The sequence below is a fragment of the Mesorhizobium sp. AA23 genome, from assembly GCF_001672435.1.
Taxonomy (GTDB): domain Bacteria; phylum Pseudomonadota; class Alphaproteobacteria; order Rhizobiales; family Rhizobiaceae; genus Mesorhizobium.
The window spans coordinates 37025-59293 of the sequence record NZ_LYTP01000003.1 but is presented as its reverse complement, the minus strand read 5'-3'; the positions used below and the strand labels follow the sequence as shown (position 1 = coordinate 59293).

The following is a 22269-nucleotide window of genomic DNA, read 5'->3' as shown; positions in this document are numbered from 1 at the left end:
GCGCCGGAACTTCATCCCAGAGCCTTTCATGGCCGTAATTATCGAAATCGTATGATCCCGGGACGAAGGCCATTGTTACCAGCAGCCTCGACATTTCTGCCTCCAAAACCTGGTCGGAGCGACATTACCACCACGATCAGATTGCATCCAGACGGCAGCATTCAGAATTTGGCTTCGCCGCGCGCTCACTGCGGTCTAGCCAATGCGCAGGTCGGTTTGGGAGCCACCTCACAGATGGAGGAACGAGATGACCTTTACTCCGCAGCGCAGTCACCTGATTGTGGGGGAATGGCTGGTCGCGGAAGGGAGATTCCATACGGAGCCACACAGCGCTAGCCTTGCACCAGTTGCTTCATCTGCCTGTGCACCTTTCGTCCGATCTCGTAGGCATTTTCCTGATGCCATTTCCGGCTGAAGGACTCGCAGCCCCACCAGTCGTCATATCCTGTCGCCTTAACAGCATCCGTCCACAATTTCAGATCGATGACACCAGATCCCAATTCAATGTCGCGCAGATCGTCCTCGATCGGGATGCCACCGGCGAATGGACGCGAGTCGCTTATGTGAACGCCGTAGAGCAGATCCTTGCTCAGGTTGGCGACTACGTCAGGCGTGTCCCCGGCTGTAAAGCAATGCCAATAATCGACAATCAATCGAATATTGTCGCGGCCGGATCGGTCGATGAGCTCCACATTGTCGGCTATTCTGTTCAACGGCGTCCATGACATCGGCTCGAGATAGAGAAGCAGATCGAACTGCGCGGCCAAGTCGGCGATGCGAGAAAGGTTCTTCACGGTGACCGCGATCTGCTCTTGGCGAGGGAAGCCAAGCATCCCTTTGTAGAGATCGGTGTGCTCACCCTTGGCGTGCGCGATCGTTGCCCGGACATCCACCGGGCCCGTCATCACCTGGATGCCCCTTGCTCCGACGAGATGTGCCAGGCTGAAGGTAGACTCTGCCTCCGTCATTAAATCGGCTTCTGACGCGCCTCGCCTCTCAATATCGAAGACGGCGCCGAACCCCGGTATGTCGATTCCGTTGAGCCTGGCGACCAGCTCCTCTTCGGTGAACCCGGCATCCAGGAAGCCCTGCAGCTTCCTGGTCGACGGATCTATGCCGTCGAAACCGATCGTTCGCGCGACATCGATATCCATTATCAGGGGCACGTCCCAGGCCACTGACGAATGCAAGATTAGCCTGTTCTTCTTCTTGGTCATGTCGCTCCCATAAACTCCAGAATTCGGCGGGAGCGCCCTCATTCGGGTCGCACCACGTAGCTCGCATATCTGATCAGCGATCTTATGTGGTATTCAGTATGCAATTTGTTGATTCCCACTGTCAACACTCGCATACGCGATTGAAATGCCCGTAAATCCCCTATTTAGCGTACCGAAAGAGAGTGTCCGATTAAACTGCGGCTTGACAGAAGCGCCGGATGCGATTGAATACTGAATTCACATGCTGCGGCTCCGTTGCATCTTCTGACGCCACAAGCCGATAGTGAGTTCTCACGCTAAAGCACTTCGAGTGCCGCAGGGTTGGAAAGGGCCATTGCGGGCTTGATAGATGTGATAGCCGCGGTCCTGACTAGTCAAGGCGATCCGTCACCGGCGCAAGCGCCGGTGACCATTCTCAAGAAATCGCGATAGCAAATCCAACTGGAGAGGTCCCGATGGCGAATACGAATGCAGCAGGCCGAAGGCTGCGGCTTGGCATGGTGGGCGGTGGCGGCACCAATTCGATCGGTCCCAGCCATGCCTCGGCAGCGCGCCTGGACGGTCGTTGGGAGCTGGTCGCCGGCGTGTTCTCGCGCGATCCTGAGCGGAGCAGACAGGTCGCGAGAGACCACTTCATCGATCCTCAAAGGGCCTATTCAGACCATGCGGAAATGGCTGCGCGCGAGGCCGAGCGCCCGGACGGCATCGACGCTGTCACGATCTGCACGTTCAACGAAACCCATTATGAAATTGCCGATGCGTTCCTAGCCAAGGGCATCCACGTAATCTGCGACAAGCCTTTGGTGGTCAGCCGACAGCATGCCAGTGCGCTGAGCGCAAGAGTGGCCGAGACCGGCCGAGTTCTTGCCGTAACATACACCTACTCGGGCTATCCCATGGTGCGGATGGCAAGAGACATGATAGCCGAGGGGAGACTGGGCCAGGTCTTATCCGTCCAGGTGGAATACGCCCATCAGTACCAGACGCAGGCCTTCGGCAAGAAGGAATGGCAGCACGACCAGACCAAGGCAGGGGCGCTCGGTGTTGTCGCGTCACTTGGGACGCACGCCTTCCATTTGGCCGAATATGTCAGCGGGCTTCGCGTCGAAGCGCTCGCTGCGGATCTGGCCAGCTTGCGCAATCCGCTCGACGACCACGTCAATATGTTGCTGCGCTTCGAAGGTGGCGCGCGCGGTGCGCTTTGGACCACCTCGATAGCTCACGGCTGCCCAAACGGGCTTGCGCTGCGTGTGTTTGGCTCCGATGCCGCGATCACCTGGCACCAAGAGCAGCCCGAACAACTCACCTTTACGGCATCGGGACGGCAGCCGGTTGTCTTTGCCCGCGGCGGCACAGGCGTCAGTGCCGGAGCGAAAGCAGCTACCAGAACTCCCGCCGGCCATCCCGAAGGTTATCTCGAGGCATTCGCCAACATCTATTCAGCGGTGGCGCGGGCGATTTCGGCAGGTCGAAACACACCCGACAATGGAGACTTCCCCACCGTTCACGAAGGGGCACGGGGGGTTGGCTTCATTTTCACTACGCTGCGATCCGCAGAGGCGGGAAGCGTGTTCGTCCCGTTCGAGCTGTGAGGGCTCACCAAGAGCCGGCGGGACCCGGGTGTCCACCAGGGCCTGATTTTTCCGTGCGGAACCGTCAGCTTTTTCCGGCTTGATGGGGCGAGATCCAGCTTTGCAGTATCCAGCGCCGGAACATGTCCATATGTGCGGAAAGCGTTGTGGTCAGTCTGCTAACATCGCGGGCACGAAGCGCATCGAGCTCATCCTTCATGACCCAATATTCTATGTGCAGCCATTGTCGGTCGTCGGTGGCGCGACTGGCCAGCCTGACGCGGGTCAGATGATCTTGAAGCCGTCCCAGTATCAAGCAGATAAGATCGTTTTCGCAGTATGTCAGGAACATCTGCTGCAGATGCTCATAGGCCTCGCGAACCCGATATGGCATGCCGGCTTCTACCTCGGGTCGGATGTTTTCGAGCACCATCGCGAATTCCTCGATCGCGTCTGGCGGTATGTGATCTACCGACTGTAAAGCGATTTGTATCTCAAGCGCTTTGCTTATCTGATAGACATCGTCGATGTATTTTCTGTCGAGGGCCGCCACCTGGAGAACTTTCGCATCCACCTGGTTGATGAGACCATCTTCAATCAACCGGTCTAACGCCGCCCTGATTAGCGCTCCGCCGATATCCAGACGCTTTGCAAGGTCGCTTTCGGAGATCAGTTCACCCGGTCGCAAATTGCTCTCGATGATCAGCTTCTTGACCGTCGTGTAAGCCTGGACGCCAGGCGCTGCATTCTCTTTGAGATCCTGCACGGTCAACTGTGCTCCCTACCTAGACCAAAACGGCGCCATATTCGCCCGGAAAGCCGACGGTCCCTCAAATTCATAGTTGGCACAGCCTGTGCCTAGCTTCGATGCAACGCGGCGATTGCGCGCCTACTTGTTGTTAGGCCCGTCTGAAGGTGCCCTGCGAGAGCTTCCAGGATGAGCCGAAAGCAAAGCGTAATTGCGAGCGTGATAAACCAAAGGAGAAGCATCGGCTGTGCCGCCGGCGACCAGGCGTCCAACGACAATCGTATGGTCGCCAGATTCAATCAGCGAATCTACCTGACATTCCGCATATGCTCGAACGTCCTTGATCACGGGAGCACCCGTGATTTCGCCAAAACCCCAGTCTATGCCGCCGAACTTGTCGCCTTGCCCGAACGCGAACTGATCCGAGATCCACGATTGATCACTGGCCAGGAAATTGACCGCGAAACGCTTCTGAGCCCGGATGACCTGGAGCGTGTATTTTGACGATTGCAGGCATATGACCAGCTGCGGCGGGGTGAGCGACAGCGACATTACTGCGCTGACGGTCAATCCGACCGGGGCTCCACCGGTGTCGGTCGCCGAAACGATTGTCACGCCACTGGGAAAGCCACCGAATATGCCGCGAAAGGTGTCGGCGTCAACACCTGCCCGGTCTCCTGGTTCCTGGGAGTCTTTTGAGGAGACAGTCTGAGGTGTCATGCCCATGTGCTGGCCTCGATTGCGCACTGCATTCTGCATACACTATCGCGCATGACTGTGATTTGCAACCCAATCCTCAGCCAACAGGCGTAGTGTTGGGGAGACTTGCTTGCGTTGTGAGGAACTCCGCCAACCGTTTGGCAAATCCGCGGCAGGAGAACGGGAGGCTTCAGGTCCCAAGGGCTTCGCCCGCCCCCGCCGGGCGGGAGCTTTCACAGCAATCGCTGACAACTCGCGACAAGCCGAGACACAGGAACTGGATCGGTCACATGCCCAGGTAACTTTAGCCCATCTGCGAACCAGCTTGATTGGCGCGCGGCAGCCAGAGGAATGCAGACTCGATCAAGCCATGGCTGCCGGCTTGTCATCCCGCAATCCAAAATGAGGCCGTCGTTCGAACGATAAACGTAGGCCCAGCTCGGACAAAAAAAGTCGAGCGCGGTCGGTGTCGCGCCTGCCGATCCGCGATACCCATTCCGAAAACAGGCGCACCGCCCGCCGGTTCATGTGCCTCGAAGGGCAGACAAGCCAATATCCGGGAAACTCTATGACGTCGAATTCGGTAGACACGGGCACCAATGCGCCTGACACCAGGTCTTCGAATGCGATCGACGTGCTTTCCAGAACCACGCCCGCTCCATCCTTCGCCAGCTGAACCGACATCGAGGAGCGGTCGAATCGATGGGGGTAGGTCATGCGCGCGCCCTGGACACCATTACGGGGCAGCCAGTAATCCCAGCGGAAATAGGCCTTGACGCTGTCGATCAGTCTGGCCTGGCGAAGCTGCTCGCGCGGATCGGATGAAAGCCTGCGCAGTTCGGCGAGATACGCAGGCGAGCACATCGGCAGGATCAGGTCGTTTACGACGCAATGCGAATAAAGACCGGCCCAGCCGCCGTCGCCGTAACGCAAATCGAGATCGATGACCTCGGTTTCGAAATCCGAGAAATTGGGTGTCGCGTCGACGCGCAGATTCCAGGTCGGGTAGTCCTTGCTGAATTCGGCCAAACGTGGAGCCAGCCATTTCTCGCCAAAGGAGGGGCTGACCCGGAGGCTGAGCTGAAAGCTTTCACGCTGCCGCACGATGGCATTTCGAACCTCGCGAATGGATTCGAAGGCTTGCGTCGTCGTCTGGTAGAGGCGCTCGCCGTCGATCGTCAGGGACAGGTGGCGCTTTTCGCGCTGGAAAAGCCGCACGCCGAGCTGGTGCTCCAGCAGGCGCAACTGTTGGCTGACGGCCGAAGGCGTAACCTGCAATTCCTGGGCAGCCTTGGCTACGCCGCCCAAACGCGCGACCGCTTCGAAATGCGCCATCGACTTGAACTTGAGGTCTGACATCGCTCGCGACAGTTAAGTTCAGCTACACAGAATGTTAAGAAACGAGAATTGAGCCGGATGTCAATCGGCCGCATCATTCCCGCGATCTCGGGAGGAGATGCAGGATGGAAACGGCCCAGAAAGTGGGCGGCGCCGGCACTGTGCCGGCGGCCGGGGAGATATCGCTCGGGAGGCCTCTGATCGACGCTGTCAAAGTCGAGAAGAGTTACGGCGCAACCCGCGTCCTGCGCGGTGTGAGCTTTCAGGTCCGGGCGGGCGAAATCCACGCGCTGATGGGCGGCAACGGCGCCGGCAAAAGCACGCTGATCCGCATCATCACAGACCTCACCCCCCGCGACGCCGGCGACATCGGCTTCGCATCGGCGAAGGCCGGCGGGAGCAACCCGATCATAGCGGTGGTGCATCAGGAACTGGCGCTGCTGCCCGAACTCTCGGTCGCGGAAAACATCGGCATCGTGCATGCGAAGTCTGGCCTGTCGCAAAGCAGCCGCCGCCGCATGCGCGACATCGCGCTCAATGCCCTGCGCCTGATCGATGCGGCGATCGCCGAGGAGATCGTGGACCTGCCGGCGCGCAAATTGTCCCTGCATGAAGGGCAGATCGTGGAGATCGCCCGCGCGCTTTCAACGGGCGCCGAAGTGCTGCTTCTCGATGAGCCCACCGCCAACCTCACCGCCGGCGAGACGGCCAAGCTTTTCTCCGTTCTGAAGCGACTGGCGCGCGACGAGGGAATCGGCATCGTCTTCGTCTCGCACAGGATGCGGGAAATCCGCGAACTCTGCGATGTCTGCACCGTCCTGCGGGATGGTGTCACCGTCGCGAATGCCACGCCGCTTGCCTCACTGAGCGATGGCGAGATCGTTCAGCAGATGGGCCAATCGACCCACCGTTCCGGACCACAGCTCAAGCGGCGGCAACGCAGCCCAGAGGGCACGCCGGTGGAATTGGTCGGACCGGACAGCGTCAGGATGGAAATCCGGCCTGGCACCATCCTCGGGCTGGCCGGCGCGCCGGCCGGTCCGACAGGCCTGATAGATCCTCTCGTGGGCGCCGGAAAGGGCGCCGGCTGGCGCCTCGCCGGCGACGGTTTTGGCGAAAGCTTCCCCTCCCCGGCCGCGGCAGCGCGTGCGGGTGTCGGCTTCGTCTCAGGTGACCGTGCGGCGAAGGGCATCCTTTCGCAGCTTCCGATCGTCGACAACGTGCTTGCCGCGCGCAGGGTACGCGACAAGCGGCGGATCGTCGGCGCCGCCGAACGGCAGGAATGCTCCGATCTGGTTTCGGCGCTGAAGTTGAAGGCGGGTTCGATCTGGGACCTTCCGGTGTCGCTGTCCGGCGGCAACCAGCAGAAGCTCATCGTTGCGCGCTGGCTCGGATTGCCGCTGCGCATGGTGGTGCTGGAAGAGCCGACGCGCGGCGTCGACATCGCCACCAAGCACGACATCTATGCACTGATACGCGAGATGGCGGACGCCGGAGCGATCATCGTCTGGTGGTCGACCGAGAACGTCGAGCTGCTCGAGCTTTGCGACGTCATTTTCGCCTTCGACACAGACGGGCGCCCGAAGGGGTTTCTCCCGGACGAGCGCTTCACCGAAGACGGGCTCGCCGAGCTGACGGGGATGGCAGCATGACCGACGCAACCAACGGCGCCGCGACGGCCAAGAAGGCCCGGAACGCCAGGACCCGCTCCCCCGGGATCCTTCTGTCCTACCGCACCGAGGCCGCGATCGCCGGCGCGATCGTCGCCCTTTTGCTGGCGGTCGGGATGTTCGTGCCCGCGGCGCTTAGCATGGGCAACGTCCAAAACATCATCCAGGCCGCGGCGCCGCTGGTCGTCATGTCGCTCGGCGTCTTCCTGGTGGTGGTCACCGGCGGCATCGATCTTTCGGTCGGCTCGGTGTTCTCGCTGACCGGAATGGTCACGGCGCTGGCAATGGCCAATGGCGCGAACGATCTGACAGCGAGCCTGGCAGGCCTGGCCGTGGGGCTGGTTTTCGGAGCGATCAACGGGTTTCTCGTCACCGTCGTCAGGCTTGCTCCTTTCGTCGTCACCCTCATCACCTACGCGGTGGCGGGCAGCCTGGCCTTCATCGTCACCAACGGTCGCTCGATGCCGATCGGTGCGCCGGATTTCTGGCTGCTGAATTCCGGCGAGATCGTCCCCGGCATACCCAATCATCTTCTGTTCTGCATCGTCCTGATGGTCGTGGTGGAATATGTGCTGCGCAAGGTCGTGCTGGGCCGCTGGTTCTATGCCGTCGGGTCGTCGGCGACTGCCGCTCGCCTACTCGGAATTCCGGTGCTCCGCATCAAGTTCGCGGCCTATATCACTTCCGGCCTGCTCGCCTCGTTCGCCGGGCTGCTGACAGTCAGCTACATCCTCAATGCCGAGGCAACGGCCGGCGCCAGCCTGATGCTGCAGGCGATCGCCGCGGTCGTCATCGGCGGCGCCAGCCTCTTTGGCGGGACAGGCAGCGCGATCGGCGCGGTGCTCGGCGCGCTGATGATCACCTGCATCCAGAACGGCGTGAACCTCATCGGCGTCAACAGCTTCTGGCAGGGCTCCGTCACTGGCGCCGCGATCCTGCTCGCGGTCCTGATCGACCGCTTCAGCAACAAGAACCGACTCTAGATCATCAACGGGAGGAACCAAGATGAAGTTGAAGAGCATCCTGATTGCAGCATTGGCGGCGACCGCCTTGTCCAGCGCGTCATACGCCGAGGACAAGAAGACCGTCGCCTATATCGCGCCGTCGCTTGACATCTCCTACTGGCAATGGGTCGGCTACGGCGTGAAGGAGAAGGCCAAGGAACTCGGCATGGACTATGTCGAGTACACCTCTGAGAACTCACCCGCCAAACAGATGGACAATGCCAGGACCGCCGTGACCAAGGGCGTATCGGCGATCGTGATCGGCCCGGTCAGCTCGACGTCGACGCCGCCGCTGCTCGACTATCTGGAGAAGCAAAAGGTACCGATCGCCTTCGCCGGCATCGGTCCGCAGCCGGGCCTCGCCAACTATACGTCCTCGGTCACCGCCAACAATTATGAGACCGGCAAGGCGCAAGGCAAATTCACCTGCGATCTCGCCAAGGAGCGTGGCGGCAACCAGGTCGGCATGCTGTCCTTGCCGCAAGACCGTGAAAATGCGCAGAAATATCTCAAGGGCGCCAAGGAGGCGTTCGCCGCCAACGGCTGCGATCTCGTGCAGATGTTGGAGACGCGCGGCCTGACGATCACCGAGGCCGTCACCCAAGCCAATGATCTGTTGACCGCCCATCCCGACATCAAGGCCATTTACGGCATGTATGACGAAGCCGGCAGTGGCGCGGCCAAGGTGGTCGAGACGCGCGGCCTGACCGGCAAGATCGGCATCACTGTCGCCGATGGCTCGCCTACCACCATAGCGCTGCTGAAGAAGGGAGCGATCCAGGGCATCTTCTTCCAGGAGGCGGTCGGCCAGGGGATCGACGGTACCCAGCAAGTCTACAATGCCCTGACGGGAGGCAAGGTGACCCAGGATATGGCCCTGGTGATGCCGCTGGTCACGGCCGACAAGGTCGACAGTGCGGAGGCCAAGAAGGTCATCGCCCGCGTTTTCCCCCCGAGCAACTGATCGCCATCGAACGGGCCCGCCGGCGGAGGCCGGCGGGTTCCAGACCCCAAGCGAGGGATTCCGACCGTGGCAGAGCTGCCTTTCATCGATCCGCATCATCACCTTTGGGATCTGGAGACCCACTACTATCCGTGGCTGACCGACGGGGTTAAGCCGGCGGCCTTCGGCGACTATGAGGCGATCCGCAAGAGCTATCTGATCGACGACTATCTGGAGGACGCCAGGAACCAGAACCTGGTGAAGTCGGTGCATCTGGACGTCGGGTTCAATCCCGCCGATCCGGTCGGCGAGACGCACTGGCTGCAAAGTATCGCGGACAAGCGGGGCTTTCCCCATGGCATCGTCGGCTATGCCGACCTGTCCAAGCCTGATGTCGGCGACCTTCTCGACCGACACATGGAATATCCGAACTTCCGCGGCATCCGGCAGTCAATGAATTATCACGCCGATCCCGCTAAGACCTATCTGGCGCGACCGGAGGTCAGCCGGACACCCGAATGGCGGCGCGGATTCCGCGAGCTGTCGAAGCGCGGGCTTAGTTTCGACCTGCAGCTCTACTATCCGCAGATGGGTGAGTTCCTCGATCTCGCCCGCGATTTTCCCGACGTGCAGATCATCCTCAACCACACCGGCATGCAGGTCGACGGCCCCGAGCATTTCGACGCCTGGAAAAAGGGCATGCGCCGGTTGTCGCAAGCGCCGAACGTCGCCTGCAAGATCTCGGGTCTCGGCATGGGCGACTGGACATGGACCACGGCGTCGATCCGTCGCTATGTCGAGGAGGCGATCGCCGTATTCGGCATCGAGCGCTCGATGTTTGCGACGAACTTCCCGGTCGACAAGCTGTTCTCGAGCTTCGACGCCATCGTGAACGCCTTCAAGGAGATCACGCGACATTATCCGCAGGAAGAGCGTCTTGCGTTGTTTCATGACAACGCCGCCCGGTTCTACCGGCTCTAGATCACCCGCCAAGAGAATGGAAATAGCAGGAGAGTTCAACATGCTGCTGAAAGGCAAGGCCGTGGTCATTTCGGGCGCCGCGAGCCCGCGCGGGATAGGCCGCTCCACGGCAACGCTGATGGCCGAGCATGGGGCGCGCGTCGCGATCCTTGACCTCGATGAGGGGCAAGCGCGTGACGCCGCGGCTTCGCTCGGAGGCGACCATATCGGCCTTGCCTGCAACGTCGCCGACCGCGAAGCTTGCAGGAGGGCGGCCGCGCAAGTCACCGAGGCCTTGGGCAAAATCGATGTGCTTTGCAACAATGCCGGCATCACGCAGCCGGTCAAGACACTGGACATCAGCCCGGCCGACTGGGACCGCATCCTCGACGTCAATCTGCGCGGTGTTCTTTATCTCAGCCAGGCCTTCATTCCTCATATGCGCGAAAATGGCGGCGGCTCGATCATCTGCATGTCGTCGGTTTCCGCGCAACGCGGCGGCGGCATCTTCGGCGGCCCGCATTACTCCGCCGCCAAGGCGGGCGTGCTCGGCCTTGCAAAGGCGATGGCGCGCGAATTTGGGCCCGATCGCATCCGCGTCAACTGCGTCACGCCCGGCCTGATCCAGACCGACATCACCGGCGACAAGCTGACCGACGCCATGCGCGCCGATATCATCAAGGGAATTCCGCTCAGCCGCCTCGGCGAGGCACGCGACGTCGCCGGCGCCTATCTCTTCCTCGCCTCGGACCTTGCCGGCTACATCACCGGAGCCGTGATCGACGTCAATGGCGGGATGCTGATCCATGGCTGACGGGCCGGCAGAATTGGAGATGCCACGCGCGGGCAGCAATGTCAGCCTTGCCGAACGGGCCTATCGCATCCGGCGGCATGCCGTGCGCATGGGCGAAGTCCAGGGCCAGGGCTATGTCGGGCAGGCGCTCGGCATTGCCGATGTGCTTGCCGTCGCCTATTTCCATGCGCTTCGCTACCGGCCGGATGACACGCAATGGGAAGGGCGGGATCGCTTTCTTCTGTCGATCGGGCATTATGCGATCGCGCTCTACGCGGCATTGATCGAAGCAGGCGTGCTGCCGGAGGAAGAGCTAGAGACCTATGGCACCGACGATAGCCGCATGCCGATGTCCGGCATGGCTGCCTATACGCCTGGCATGGAGATCACCGGCGGATCGCTTGGTCACGGGCTTGGCATCGCCGTCGGCATGTGCCTGGGGCTGAAACGCAAGCAGAGCGACAGTTTCGTCTACAATCTCTTGTCGGACGGCGAGCTCGGCGAGGGCTCGACCTGGGAAGCGGCGATGTCGGCCGCCCACCACAAGCTCGACAACCTCATCGCAATCGTCGACTTCAACAACCAGCAGGCCGACGGCCCATCGACCTCGACGCTGTCTTCGGAGCCGGTGACGGACAAGTTCGAGGCCTTCGGCTGGCACGCTCAGCGTGTCGACGGCAATGACATCGAGGCGGTCCGCGCAGCGTTCGACAGCGCCCGGGGTCTCAAGGAGCCGCGCCCGCGCATCATCGTCTGCGACACCCGCATGGCCAAGGGCGTGCCGTTCCTGGAGGCCCGCGACATCACGCATTTCATCCGCGTCGAGCCGCACGAATGGACGCTGGCGCTCGAGGCACTGGAAAAGGGACGTCCGCAGTGAGGCTGTCAAAATTCGCACCGCGGCAGGCGGTCAAGGTGGGCGAGCGCAAGACCACCTCGGCGATGATCGCCTCGATCGCCCCGGACGGCGTTCCGACGCGCAGCGCCCCTTTCGGCCACACGCTCGCCAGGCTGGCACATCACCGGAGCGGGATCGTCGGGCTCACCGCCGATCTTGCCAAATACACCGACCTTCATGTCTTCGCGCAGGAACATCCGCATCGCTTCTACCAGATGGGCATGGCGGAGCAGGTGCTGATGAGCGCGGCCGCCGGGATGGCGCGGGAAGGGTTTACCCCATTTGCAACGACCTACGCCGTCTTCGCCTCACGACGAGCCTATGATTTCATCTGCATGGCGATCGCCGAGGAGCATCTCGACGTGAAGATCGTCTGCGCCCTGCCCGGACTGACCACCGGCTACGGCCCGAGCCACCAGGCAACTGAAGACATCGCCATTTTCCGCGGCATGCCCAACCTGACAATCATCGACCCGTGCGACGCGCTTGACATCGAGCAGGCTACCGAGGCCATCGCCGACCACAAGGGGCCGGTCTATATGCGGCTCTTGCGCGGCAAGGTGCCGGTCGTGCTCGACGAGTACGACTACAGGTTCGAGATCGGCAAAGCACGGCTGCTGCGTGAAGGCGCGGACGTGCTGTTCATTTCGAGCGGCATGATGACGATGCGTGTGCTTGCGGCGGCATCGGCTCTCGAAGCGGACCGCATCGGCTGCGCTGTGCTGCATGTGCCGACGATCAAGCCGCTCGATACGGAAGCGATACTTACTGCAGCGCGCCGGACCGGGCGAATGGTAGTGGTTGCGGAAAACCACACCTTGATCGGCGGGCTGGGCGAAGGTGTCGCTGCCCTGCTGATGCGCGAGGGTGTGAGCCCTGTCTTCCGACAAATCGCGCTCCCCGACGAGTTTCTCGATGCCGGGGCTCTGCCGACGCTTCACGATCGCTACGGGATATCGACAGCTGAGGTCGCGCGCCGTGTTCGTGAATGGACTAAGTAGGTACCAGATCGCCCTCTTCGCTCAGGAACGAGCCTTGACATCTGATATCTGCAGTCCCACGCCTCCGACCTCGCCTGGGCTGCTTTCAAAGTCGAAGAGCCTTTGGGTCGCAAGCGCCGCCGCGCCGCGCGCCCAGGAATCGTCTGCCCAGTCTGGCGTGATTGGTGGGGGGCTCCACAATGCATAACGCTTCAGTGCGTCGCGCATCGGCTCGAACAGAAAATCGCCGAAGGTGACGGCTTCGCCGCCGCCGACAATCACTTCCGGATCGACGATGTTACAGAAGCCGCCAAGGAATCTTCCTATTCCTAGGCCTGCCTCCCGCAACAGATCGATTGCTGTGCTGTCGCCGGCCTGAGCCGCGCTCAGCATGTCGTGGCGTGTGGCTTCCCCGGACAGGCGACGGGCCTCTTTCCATCGCCGCACCAAGGCCGGCTCGGAGAAGAAGGTTTGCACGCAGCCGCGTCGGCCGCATTCGCACAGCGGACCATCGGGATCGTATGTCGAGTGACCCATCTTGCCGGCGGCTCCATTCGCGCCGTGATGGACAGAGCCGTCGATCACGACCGCGCAGCTGATCCCGGCGTCGGTTCTCAAAGTGCGGATTTGAACATCTCCGATTACCACCCGGCCGGTAACGTGTGGGCGTCAGAAGCCAAGAGCGAGCTCACGCCGGCTCGGCTGAGCTCACCACGACAGTTCCTCTAGAGGTCGGGCGCAGGTCGCCCTTTCGCAATTGGAGCAGTTCAACGCTTCCCGCCGCGCCTGAATTTACCGCCAATGGCAATGACGATGGCGAAACGGTAGGGACTGGTCCGCGGCGGCTCGGTGGGATCCTGCGAGGGACATCGGCATCGCGATACCAGGCGCGCCGATGGCCAGCGCGCCGACGGTGCGGTGATGCCTGCCAAGGCCGAACAATTGCTGTGCAAGCGCGAAAGCATTGGTGTCGTCGTCCGCCCAAACGGGAACATGCACGAGTTCGGCAAGCATGGCCGCGAACGGCACGTCGGCCCAGTTGAACCGGTGGCTCAGGCGACAGACGCCGTTCTCGATGACGTGCCGCTGAGCTGCGCAGTCGTATGGCGGTAGACCTCGATGCAAACAAACCTCTTATATCGCGACTGGCGATTTTTCGGCTTGGATGCGGCCGGGCATCATGGAGAGCCGTTGACAGATATGTGTAAACGTTTACCATCTCGACCGTCGAGCGTTACCGCCTTGCGTTAGAGCGCGAGCCAGCCGCTTGTCACAGATCCATAAAGGCGCCATGAACAATCATGATCAAACCGCCCACTCTCTTGTTGCGGATTGCAAAATTTACCTTGCCTTTCGTGGCTCTTCTCGTCTTTGCAGAGCTCTTTCCAACCGCTATGACGATGCTCGCTGAACAAAGCGCTGAACGCGGTATGATTGCTCAGGCGCAGTCCTCAGCGGCTGAGCACTATCTATCGACTCTGCTCGACAGGAATAAATAACGCATCGGGGATCCTGATTTTCGAGACTTGCGCCAGCAGGTTTTCCAGGGCGGGCCTTCCGCCGACTGGCACCGGCGCGATAAAGATCGCCCAGCTTTGTTCAGGTGGCTTCGCACCATTCATTTTAACAGACTCGTATCCTCGACGGTGTCCGGCCCTCCTTTCGCGTCGCCGTGTTAACATTCCTCCCCGTTGCAGCAGATGAAATACCTGACGGACCTAGCAGACGACGCGCTCCTCGAAGTCGTCCAGCGCCAGACGTTCAGATATTTCTGGGAAGGCGCCCACCCTGCAAGCGGCATGGCGCGCGACAGACAGCGTCTAGCACCCCGGTCCGAAAACGATCTCGTAGCGACAGGCGGTACAGGTTTCGGGGTGATGGCCATCATCGTGGCCGTCGAACGCGGCTGGATAGCGCGCGGTGACGCGGTGGAGCATCTCAGCCGCATAACCTGTTTCCTCGAAAAGGTCTGTCGATATCACGGGATGTTTCCGCACTTCGCCGATGGCCGGAGCGGGAAAACCATCCGCTTCGCTCGCAACGACGACGGCGGTGATTGCGTGGAAACGGCCCTGTTGTTCCAGGGCCTCTTGTGCTCGCGGCAGTACTTCAACCGAAAATCAGCTCCCGAATCGCGCCTACGAGAGCGGATCGACCGACTGTGGCTATCGGTTGAATGGGATTGGTACTGCCAGGACCAGGAAATGCTCTACTGGCACTGGAGCCCCGGCTGCGGATGGGCGCTGAATTGCCCCGTGTCAGGATGGAACGAAGGACTGCTGCCTTATGTGCTGGCAGCTGGCTCTGCCACCCATCCGATCAGGGCCAGCGCCTACCATAGGGGGTTCGCCCGCGATGGCCGGATGCGCAACGGGAAGAGTTTCTACGGCACAGTCCTCCCACTTGGGCCGGACTATGGAGGGCCCCTGTTTCTGGCCCAGTATTCGTTTTGCGGGCTGGACCCTCGGCGCATGAGGGACCGATACGCGTATTACTGGCAACAGAATGTGGCCCATACGCGCATCAACTACGAACATTGCGCTCGCAACCCGCACGGACATTCCGGCTATGGTACCGATTGCTGGGGACTAACCTCAGGCCACGGCCCCTACGGTTACGTTGCGCACGCGCCAGACCATGACAGGGGCGTTATTACCCCAAGCGCAGCCTTGTCCAGCCTTCCTTACGCGCCCGTGGAATCCATGCGGGCGTTGAGATGTTTCCTCACAAAGCCGCTTCATCGCATCTGGGGAAATTTTGGATTTGTCGACAGCTTCAGCGAGACCCTGAGTTGGTTCGCTCGAACCTATCTGGCGATAAATCAGGGGCCGATCATAGCGATGATCGAGAACCACCGCAGCGGGCTGATCTGGGAACTCTTCATGAGCGCACCTGAGGTGCGCGAAGGGTTGAGCGTGTTGGGCTTCGTCGAGATCTAGGCCGACTGACTCTCCACATATCTGGCGAAGAACCATAACGGCAAGGTTCAAGCGCTTGCCACGGCAGTACCTTTTCGCAGCACTACACAGGCTGGGACGATAAGCTAAAAAATCAAAATTCCCGTTGAGTTAATGGATGTAAACGTTTACAAGAGCACTATGCTTGTATGGGCGCGACGATCATGAATGGAAGTCATCCCTCACCCTCCGCGCTAGGACACCACGGCCTGATCAACCAGGCCGAGATGGTCGTCGATCTCGAAGCAATACGAGAGAACTACAGGCGCTTGCGCGCCATCGCTGGAGGGGCCGAGTGCGCGGCTGTCGTGAAGGGCGACGCCTATGGGCATGGCATGATCGCGTGCGCCCTCGCGCTGCGGCAAGCTGGCGCCAGGACCTTTTTTGTCGCCACCGCCAATGATGGCGTCGCCCTTAGGAGTGTCCTCGAGGAGGCAACGATCTGTGTGCTGGGCGGTTTCCTGCCTGAGGAAACGGAGGCGCTTGTAGGTTCGAACCTGCTTCCCGTCCTTAACAGCCGCCACCAGATCGAAGGATGGCACAAGGCCGCGCGTCGGCTTGGGCGCCCCCTCGACTCGATCATCCATTTCGACACCGGCATGAACCGGCTCGGACTGCTTGCTGACGACGTCGCATGGCTTGGCGAGAACTTGCCGCTGCTCTCGCGAATTCCACCCCTCCTTTATATGTCGCACCTCTCGGCTGCCGACGATCTCGATTTCGACCGGTGCGAATTCCAGCGCAGGGCTTTCCTGAAAGCAGTTAGTGGGCTGCCTGCCGCGAAGCTGTCGCTGGCCAATTCAGCTGGGGTCTATTTGGGAGAAGATTATCTGTTCGGCATGGTGCGACCCGGCAAGGCGACGTTCGGGATCAATCCGCTGACCGGCCGTAAAAACCCAATGTTGCAACCGGCCAGCGTGATAGCCCCGATTATCCAGGTCAAGACGATGGAGCGCGGTTCGCCCGTCGGTTACAGCTCGACATATCGGCTGGTCGAAGAGGCCAAGATCGCGACTGTCGCGATCGGCTATGCCAACGGCTACTCCCGAGCCGGTTCAAGCCGCGCCACGGTCTTTGTTCAAGGTTTCGCAGCCCACGTTGTCGGGCGCGTCTCGATGGATCTTCTGACAGTGGATGTCTCGGCCGTTCCAGACTGGGCGCTGGTGCCGGGGAGCCCAGTTGAAATTCTTGGCCCCAATGTTCGCGACCACGATCTCGCGAAGGCCTGCGGGACGATTGAGCACGAGATCTTGATTTCGCTTGGCCATGGTTGCGCACGCCGTTACGTCAATGAATAGCTCGCGCCATCATGTTGGGTGCCCGAGGATGGGCCCGCTCCCAGGCTTTGCCGGGCACTCGGCCGCCAATGGGCACCTGGCGTGCTCGTTGGCGGCCCCGAAATCACAGGCAGCGGGACGGGTTGCTGCCAGCTCGCGATCATGACAGGCCAGTCCTCAGACGAACTCCCTATCTACCGCAGCTTCCCCGATCTTGTCGCCACGCTAGAATCAATTCTCCTGCGCAACGGAACGTCGGATGACGCCGCTCGCGTGCTTGCCACGAACTGTGCGAGCGCCGAGCGCGATGGCTCGGAAAGCCATGGCCTGTTCAGGATGACCGGTTATGTGAAGAATCTCAGGAGCGGCTTTGTCGACGGCCGCGCCGTCCCGCACATCCGCGACGCGGGGAGTGCCTTTCTCCACGTCGACGCCGGCAATGGCTATGCCAGACCGGCGCTGGAGTCGGCCATGCCGCGAGCCATCGACAAGGCCCGATCGGCTGGCGCGTGCGTGCTAGCGATCGGCAATGCCCATCATAACGGGCCACTTTGGCTTGATGTCGAGCCATTCGCCGAAGCCGGACTGGTCGCGCTCGGCGTCGTCAACAGCGTCACTTATGTTATCCCCCATGGCGGCCGCGAGCGGCTCTATGGCACAAATCCGATGGCCTTTGCCGTGCCGCGCCTGGATGGCCAAGTGCTGCTTTTCGACCAGGCGACAGCAGCCATGGCTCATGGCGAGGTGGCGGTCGCGGCGCGCGAAAACAAGCTCCTTCCGGAGGGGATTGGCCTCGACGCTTCAGGGCTGCCTACCCGCAGCCCAAAGGCGATACTGGAGGGGGGAGCGCTACTGCCCTTCGGCGGTCACAAGGGCTCATCCATCGCCATGATGATCGACATTCTTGCCGGAGCATTGACCGGCAGCAACTTTTCCCATCAGGTCGACTGGTCGGCCCATCCCGGCGCGGAATCGGCCCATACCGGAGAGACGATTGTCCTGATCGATCCGACCAGGGGGAACGGCTCACTGAGGATTTTCACGCAGCGGATCGAGAATCTGATCACAGCGATGGTTCGCGCCGGACAGACGCGCCTGCCGGGCGAACGCCGATTTGCCGCCCGCAGGTTGGCAGCCGAGCGCGGCATCGCAATTGCAGCCGCAACGTGGAGGCAGTTGATGGCCCTATGAGCGTGCGGCCGATTGCCTGATGGCCATTCCGGCTACCGAGTTACCCAGACCAGGAGATACATGGCCGATGTCGCGACAGCCACCCAGAACCAGTCCCACAGCCGGGATCGTCCCTCGGTAGCGTTGTCATCGCTTTTTCCTGGGACTTCGTCCTTGCCGCGCGTCCCCAAATCTGGTCGCCGCCCTTCAGATGTCATTGAGCACCTGCAACGCTGCCTCGTGCAAGATGGCGTTTGCCGATGCCAGGATGTTTCCACCTCGCTCCGCGCGGCCCCCGTCGAAGCGGGTGACGACACCGCCGGCGGCCTCGATAACCGGGATCAGGGCTGCGATGTTGCAGGCTTGCATGGAAAGTTCCACGCAAAGGTCGATCTGGCCGGCCGCCAGCATGGCGAATGCGTAACAGTCGCCGCCGTACCTCGTGAATTTGACTGACGACGCGAGCCGAGCAAAGCCCCTGCCCGGACGGCGTGCGAAGGGTTCAGGAGAATTCGTGTGGCAAATGGACTCAGAAAGGAGCTGGGTCCCACTCGTTTTCAACACAGTCTCGCCAAGGGCGGAGCGACACACCGATCTCATGCCGTCAGACCAGAAGCATTCCCCGGTATCGGGCTGGCTCATCATGCCCATCGTGGCGCGGCCATTTATTGTGAGACCGATCAGGGTCCCCCATACCGGAAGCCCACACAGGAAAGCTTTTGCACCATTGATCGGGTCGATGACCCACTGTATCGGCCCTGATCCTGACGGCCCGAATTGGTCGCCCAGCATCGCGTCCACGGGATAGTCGGCGGCTATGATCCCGCGAATGGCTCTTTCGGCCGCGCGAGCCGCCTCGCTCACAGGATCGTCTATGACGCCGGTCATGTTCTTGGCATTCGCCGACCCTCTGATGCGAAGTCTCGGCAGCGTCTCGGCGGCGGCTGCATCGGCCAGCCTGCGGAAGAATTCGAAGTCCGGCAGCGCCTCGTCGTACCCTCGACGGGCGACGCCAAGCGAGAAGCGCCCCTGCATCAGAGCCCCCTCTCCTCAAACAGGCTGTTGAGGCGCGCCCCGGCTTCCACCAGCTGATTGCCATATTGCGTAAGAAGCAATTGCTGGGTCTCTGTCCCGGCACATGACAAGGCACCGAAGATAGCAGCAAGCCTCTCGCTCAGAGCCCTGCTTTCCTCCAGCGAGGGCCGATCGGCAATGAGCGCGGCAAGGTGATCGCGCGAAGGCTTTCCGATGCCGGGTACCGTGCGGGTTCCACCGTCCACATAGTTTGCGGGCAGTTCGCCCTCGCGATTGACGATCCGACGGTTGAGAATTGCGTCAAGAATTTGGTCGACGGCCTGTCTCGCGCCGGCCACTCGAGAGGGGTGATCGGTGTCGGCGGCCGCGTGCGGCAGAAGCTCGAGCCTGCCTGGAAACTTGAGAGCAAGCTGGCGATACGGGACCAGCGGGCCGACGAACGAGGATGTCTGGCCGTCGAAGAAGATGTCGGCATCGACTGCGACATGGCGGACTTTCCCGCAATCCAGGGCGGCTGCCAGCGCCGAAGCATCGATGATCTCGCCGCGGTCGTAATTTATGACCACCGCACCGTCGTTGAGAAGCGAGAGTATCTCACCGTCGATCAGTCCCGCATTTGCGAAGCGTCCGCGGGCTTGGTCAAAGGCGCCGAGACCAGTGTGGGGGCTGATGAAGTCGGCGCCACGCGCGGCGTCCTGAAGCGTCGGTGCATATTTGAGGCCCTCGGCTTCTATCCATTCGCGGTGAATTGCGCGGGCATGCACACAGACACGCATGCGTAGCGCCTTGCAAAGCTTGGCCAGCTCACGGCCGATATTGCCGTATCCAATAATGGCGATCTTCTTGCCTTCGATCTTTTCGGTGGGGAAATCGCGAAGGTTCCTCGCGGTGTCGAAATGCCCGTCGACCACCCTTTGATGCAATTCATCGACCGGCAGATCGGGAACCACCTTCAGCATCGCCTTGAACGCCATCTGCGCCGTGGCCCGGCTGTTGAAGCTTGGTGTGTTCATCAAAGGCGCAGGGCCGCCGCCGTTCGGCCCTCCCCAGGACCTGGACTGCATGTTGCCGGTGCCCGCACCGATGCGCACGCCGCCCTCCGTAAAGACCGCTCCTTCCGGGATTGCCGTAGCTGCCGCAATGACGGCGTCGTACTGACCTTTGTCGGTCTGCCGCAGGATCTCTTCGGCGGTGCTCAGGTCCGGCTGATAGAAGAAATGGACGCGGCCCGGCTCAAGCGCTTCACGGCAGAGAGGCCCAAGGTGGAACACGCCTCCCCTTGCTTCGATGTGAGCGCGCACCTCGCTATGGTCCGGCGTGCCGTCCGGCCCAAATCGCAATCCGACCGGATCAGCGACAAGCACGGTATAGGCTCGGCTGGCATCGCCTTTGCGGCCGCTCTCCGTTGTGTTCGGCGACTGAGGAAACCGCTCTCCGAGCTTGGCGATTTCCTCCTCGATGACGGCCACCTTTGCCCTGAGATAGGCGTATTGAAGATTGTCCAGGAGCGCGACGACGTCGTCTGGGGCGCGCACCCCGCCGATCCAGGCACGATAGTCGCCCGGCGTGCCCGGGAACGCGTTGACATAACGGGCGACGTCCAGTCCCGGCTCGTGATTTCCGTCAGGATGGGTGATCCCTTCATAGCCAAGCAGTTGCTTGGAGCGCGCAATGATGCGCGCGTGCAGACCCGAGCTCTCCAAGGCTGGGTCCACAACCTTCAACAGCGTCACCGCGGCGCCGCGCCGTTCAGGGTCGGTGACGCTGAGCCGAAGCACCGCACTGCGCGACACCCAGTCGTTGATCGCATCCCGGTTGGCTGTCGAGCGTCGATTGAGATTCTCCACTGGGCCGAGCCGCCTCTCGGACCGCAGCAGGCCGAAAGTCGTCTCTGCGAAGGCGAGCGCGGAGTAAGTATTGATAACGCCGCCCAGCATCTTGTCGCCTTGCGGATCATAAAGCGGTCCGACAGCGACGGAGCGCTCGCCGCTCAGGGGCCGTTTGGGATCTGCCGGCACAGCGATCTTGAGCTGGCGGGGAATTGCCCAGGAAGGATCCCGCTGGTTGCGCTCGACAAGCCGCAGCGCCTGCGGCGTGAATGTCGCGACAAAGTAGCCAGAGACGCCGCCGATCGCCTTCTGGAACGGCATGAACATGCAGGTTCTTGCCAGCAGTTCCTGCACGACGTGGTCACCCCAGGGCATTGCTCCAAGCAGCGATGTCGCGTCCAAAACGGCGTGATGGTTGTCAGGGTCGCTGCGCAGCCATTCCAGGAGGTTGGAGATATCCTGCGACGCATAGGTGGTGGCGCCAGTCGTTTCATGGCCGACGCCAACGAAGAGTTCGATCCCCAAGCCGCGCAGATAGTCGGCGGACGGAATGATCCCTTCTGTTGGCGAGAAGTGCACGCGCCGTTCGTCGCCTCGCTTTGAATAGCGATGCAGTTCGACAAGCTGGGCACCCCAAGACTGGCGGAAGAAGCCGCCGGAGCCTGCCGCTGCCGATTCCGGCGCTGGCGTGTCGACATAGACCCTTTGCTTGTCGTCGTTTGCGTTCATCAGGTGCATGACGCCAGCGGTGAAGCCGCTATGTCCTCCCCCAAGTCCGACCGCCATGTGGTTCGACTTGGGGAAGCCGAAGTAGCGATGGATCTCGCGCATCATGTCGAGCAGGATCTTGTCGGCGGGATAACCGCGATGCATGCCTCGACCGATCTCCGCGGTGGTGAAGGGGCCGATATCGTTGCCCCTGTCGTCGAACTTCCTGTAGTTGCGTTCCAGCCAGGCATCGAACTCGAAGCGCAGGAGCCGCGCATCGACTTCGTCGGCGGTGAGGTCGGTGATGGGGCCGACGCCAAAAAATGGATTGGCGGTCCGCTTTGGGCGCCCGGCGGCCGTCAGGCGCGACGCGGCAAGCCGCTCTGCCCTTAGTGTTTCGATGGATGTCATCAGCCTACCTCGACGCAATGCGGCAGCACCTGCGAACCGCAGGCGACTTCCGTTCCCGACT

General features: G+C 61.4%; 19 protein-coding genes and 1 pseudogene. 12 read left to right on the top strand and 8 right to left on the bottom strand.

Going from position 1 to position 22269, the window contains the following annotated elements; genetic code table 11:
- Nucleotides 1–332 precede the first annotated feature (332 nt).
- Nucleotides 333–1217, bottom strand: coding sequence for a sugar phosphate isomerase/epimerase family protein (locus A9K66_RS04760; protein ID WP_067320334.1), 885 nt, complete (start codon nt 1215–1217; stop codon nt 333–335).
- 455 nt (nt 1218–1672) lie between these two features.
- On the opposite strand from A9K66_RS04760, the gene A9K66_RS04755 reads away from it, so the two are divergent.
- Entirely contained in the window at nt 1673–2809 is a 1137-nt protein-coding gene (locus A9K66_RS04755) for a Gfo/Idh/MocA family oxidoreductase (RefSeq protein ID WP_067320331.1), read from the top strand.
- A 64-nt stretch (nt 2810–2873) separates the two neighbouring features.
- On the opposite strand, the gene A9K66_RS04750 is transcribed toward A9K66_RS04755, so the two are convergent.
- The 3 genes from A9K66_RS04750 to A9K66_RS04740 form a co-directional block, all read right to left on the bottom strand.
- Nucleotides 2874–3554 carry a GntR family transcriptional regulator gene (locus A9K66_RS04750; protein WP_245307398.1) on the bottom strand — a complete coding sequence of 227 codons (681 nt, stop codon included), beginning with the start codon at nt 3552–3554 and terminating at the stop codon, nt 2874–2876.
- A gap of 123 nt (nt 3555–3677) precedes the next feature.
- Entirely contained in the window at nt 3678–4262 is a 585-nt protein-coding gene (locus A9K66_RS04745; RefSeq protein ID WP_067320316.1) for a flavin reductase family protein, read from the bottom strand.
- Between the two features lie 336 nt (nt 4263–4598).
- A complete protein-coding gene (locus A9K66_RS04740) occupies nt 4599–5594 on the bottom strand; it encodes a LysR substrate-binding domain-containing protein (protein ID WP_067320314.1) in 996 nt (331 codons plus the stop codon).
- A gap of 104 nt (nt 5595–5698) precedes the next feature.
- On the opposite strand from A9K66_RS04740, the gene A9K66_RS04735 reads away from it, so the two are divergent.
- From A9K66_RS04735 to A9K66_RS04705, 7 genes are all read left to right on the top strand, one after another.
- Entirely contained in the window at nt 5699–7225 is a 1527-nt protein-coding gene (locus tag A9K66_RS04735; RefSeq protein WP_082953703.1) for a sugar ABC transporter ATP-binding protein, read from the top strand.
- Nucleotides 7222–8226 carry an ABC transporter permease gene (locus A9K66_RS04730; protein ID WP_067320311.1) on the top strand — a complete coding sequence of 335 codons (1005 nt, stop codon included), beginning with the start codon at nt 7222–7224 and terminating at the stop codon, nt 8224–8226. Before A9K66_RS04735 ends, A9K66_RS04730 begins: the two co-directional genes overlap by 4 nt.
- Nucleotides 8227–8248: 22 nt before the next feature.
- Entirely contained in the window at nt 8249–9211 is a 963-nt protein-coding gene (locus A9K66_RS04725; protein ID WP_067320308.1) for a substrate-binding domain-containing protein, read from the top strand.
- A 66-nt stretch (nt 9212–9277) separates the two neighbouring features.
- The gene (locus A9K66_RS04720; RefSeq protein ID WP_067320305.1) at nt 9278–10171 is read left to right on the top strand and encodes an amidohydrolase; all 894 of its coding nucleotides are present in this window, start codon (nt 9278–9280) and stop codon (nt 10169–10171) included.
- 40 nt (nt 10172–10211) lie between these two features.
- On the top strand, nt 10212–10964 hold the full coding sequence (locus A9K66_RS04715; RefSeq protein ID WP_067320302.1) for an SDR family NAD(P)-dependent oxidoreductase: 753 nt from the start codon (nt 10212–10214) through the stop codon (nt 10962–10964).
- A 19-nt stretch (nt 10965–10983) separates the two neighbouring features.
- On the top strand, nt 10984–11823 hold the full coding sequence (locus A9K66_RS04710) for a transketolase (protein ID WP_156751011.1): 840 nt from the start codon (nt 10984–10986) through the stop codon (nt 11821–11823).
- Nucleotides 11820–12842: a transketolase family protein gene (locus tag A9K66_RS04705; RefSeq protein ID WP_197507448.1), complete on the top strand. Its 1023-nt coding sequence runs from the start codon at nt 11820–11822 to the stop codon at nt 12840–12842. Before A9K66_RS04710 ends, A9K66_RS04705 begins: the two co-directional genes overlap by 4 nt.
- Nucleotides 12843–12863: 21 nt before the next feature.
- Here the strand turns inward: A9K66_RS04705 and A9K66_RS04700 are convergent, their stop codons facing one another.
- Together A9K66_RS04700 and A9K66_RS30995 are read right to left on the bottom strand one after the other, a co-directional pair.
- Nucleotides 12864–13439 (bottom strand): ROK family protein, encoded by a 576-nt coding sequence (locus A9K66_RS04700; RefSeq protein WP_067320296.1) that lies wholly within the window; start codon nt 13437–13439, stop codon nt 12864–12866.
- Between the two features lie 258 nt (nt 13440–13697).
- Nucleotides 13698–13874, bottom strand: a pseudogene (locus tag A9K66_RS30995) (ROK family protein); the annotation flags it as partial.
- Nucleotides 13875–14122: 248 nt separating this feature from the next.
- Between A9K66_RS30995 and A9K66_RS04690 the strand changes: the two are divergent.
- The 4 genes from A9K66_RS04690 to A9K66_RS04675 all read left to right on the top strand — a co-directional run bounded on the left by A9K66_RS04690 (nt 14123) and on the right by A9K66_RS04675 (nt 18246).
- A complete protein-coding gene (locus A9K66_RS04690) occupies nt 14123–14320 on the top strand; it encodes a hypothetical protein (protein WP_067320287.1) in 198 nt (65 codons plus the stop codon).
- A 201-nt stretch (nt 14321–14521) separates the two neighbouring features.
- Nucleotides 14522–15760: a glucoamylase family protein gene (locus tag A9K66_RS04685; RefSeq protein ID WP_067320696.1), complete on the top strand. Its 1239-nt coding sequence runs from the start codon at nt 14522–14524 to the stop codon at nt 15758–15760.
- A gap of 167 nt (nt 15761–15927) precedes the next feature.
- On the top strand, nt 15928–17076 hold the full coding sequence (gene alr, locus A9K66_RS04680) for an alanine racemase (protein WP_082953701.1): 1149 nt from the start codon (nt 15928–15930) through the stop codon (nt 17074–17076).
- Between the two features lie 141 nt (nt 17077–17217).
- Complete coding sequence (locus tag A9K66_RS04675) at nt 17218–18246, top strand: Ldh family oxidoreductase (RefSeq protein ID WP_067320690.1); 1029 nt, start codon at nt 17218–17220, stop codon at nt 18244–18246.
- Nucleotides 18247–18432: 186 nt separating this feature from the next.
- On the opposite strand, the gene A9K66_RS04670 is transcribed toward A9K66_RS04675, so the two are convergent.
- Nucleotides 18433–19260, bottom strand: coding sequence for an inositol monophosphatase family protein (locus A9K66_RS04670; protein WP_067320285.1), 828 nt, complete (start codon nt 19258–19260; stop codon nt 18433–18435).
- The gene (locus A9K66_RS04665; protein ID WP_067320282.1) at nt 19260–22208 is read right to left on the bottom strand and encodes an NAD(P)-dependent oxidoreductase; all 2949 of its coding nucleotides are present in this window, start codon (nt 22206–22208) and stop codon (nt 19260–19262) included. The genes A9K66_RS04670 and A9K66_RS04665 overlap by 1 nt, the downstream gene beginning before the upstream one ends.
- Nucleotides 22209–22269 lie beyond the last annotated feature (61 nt).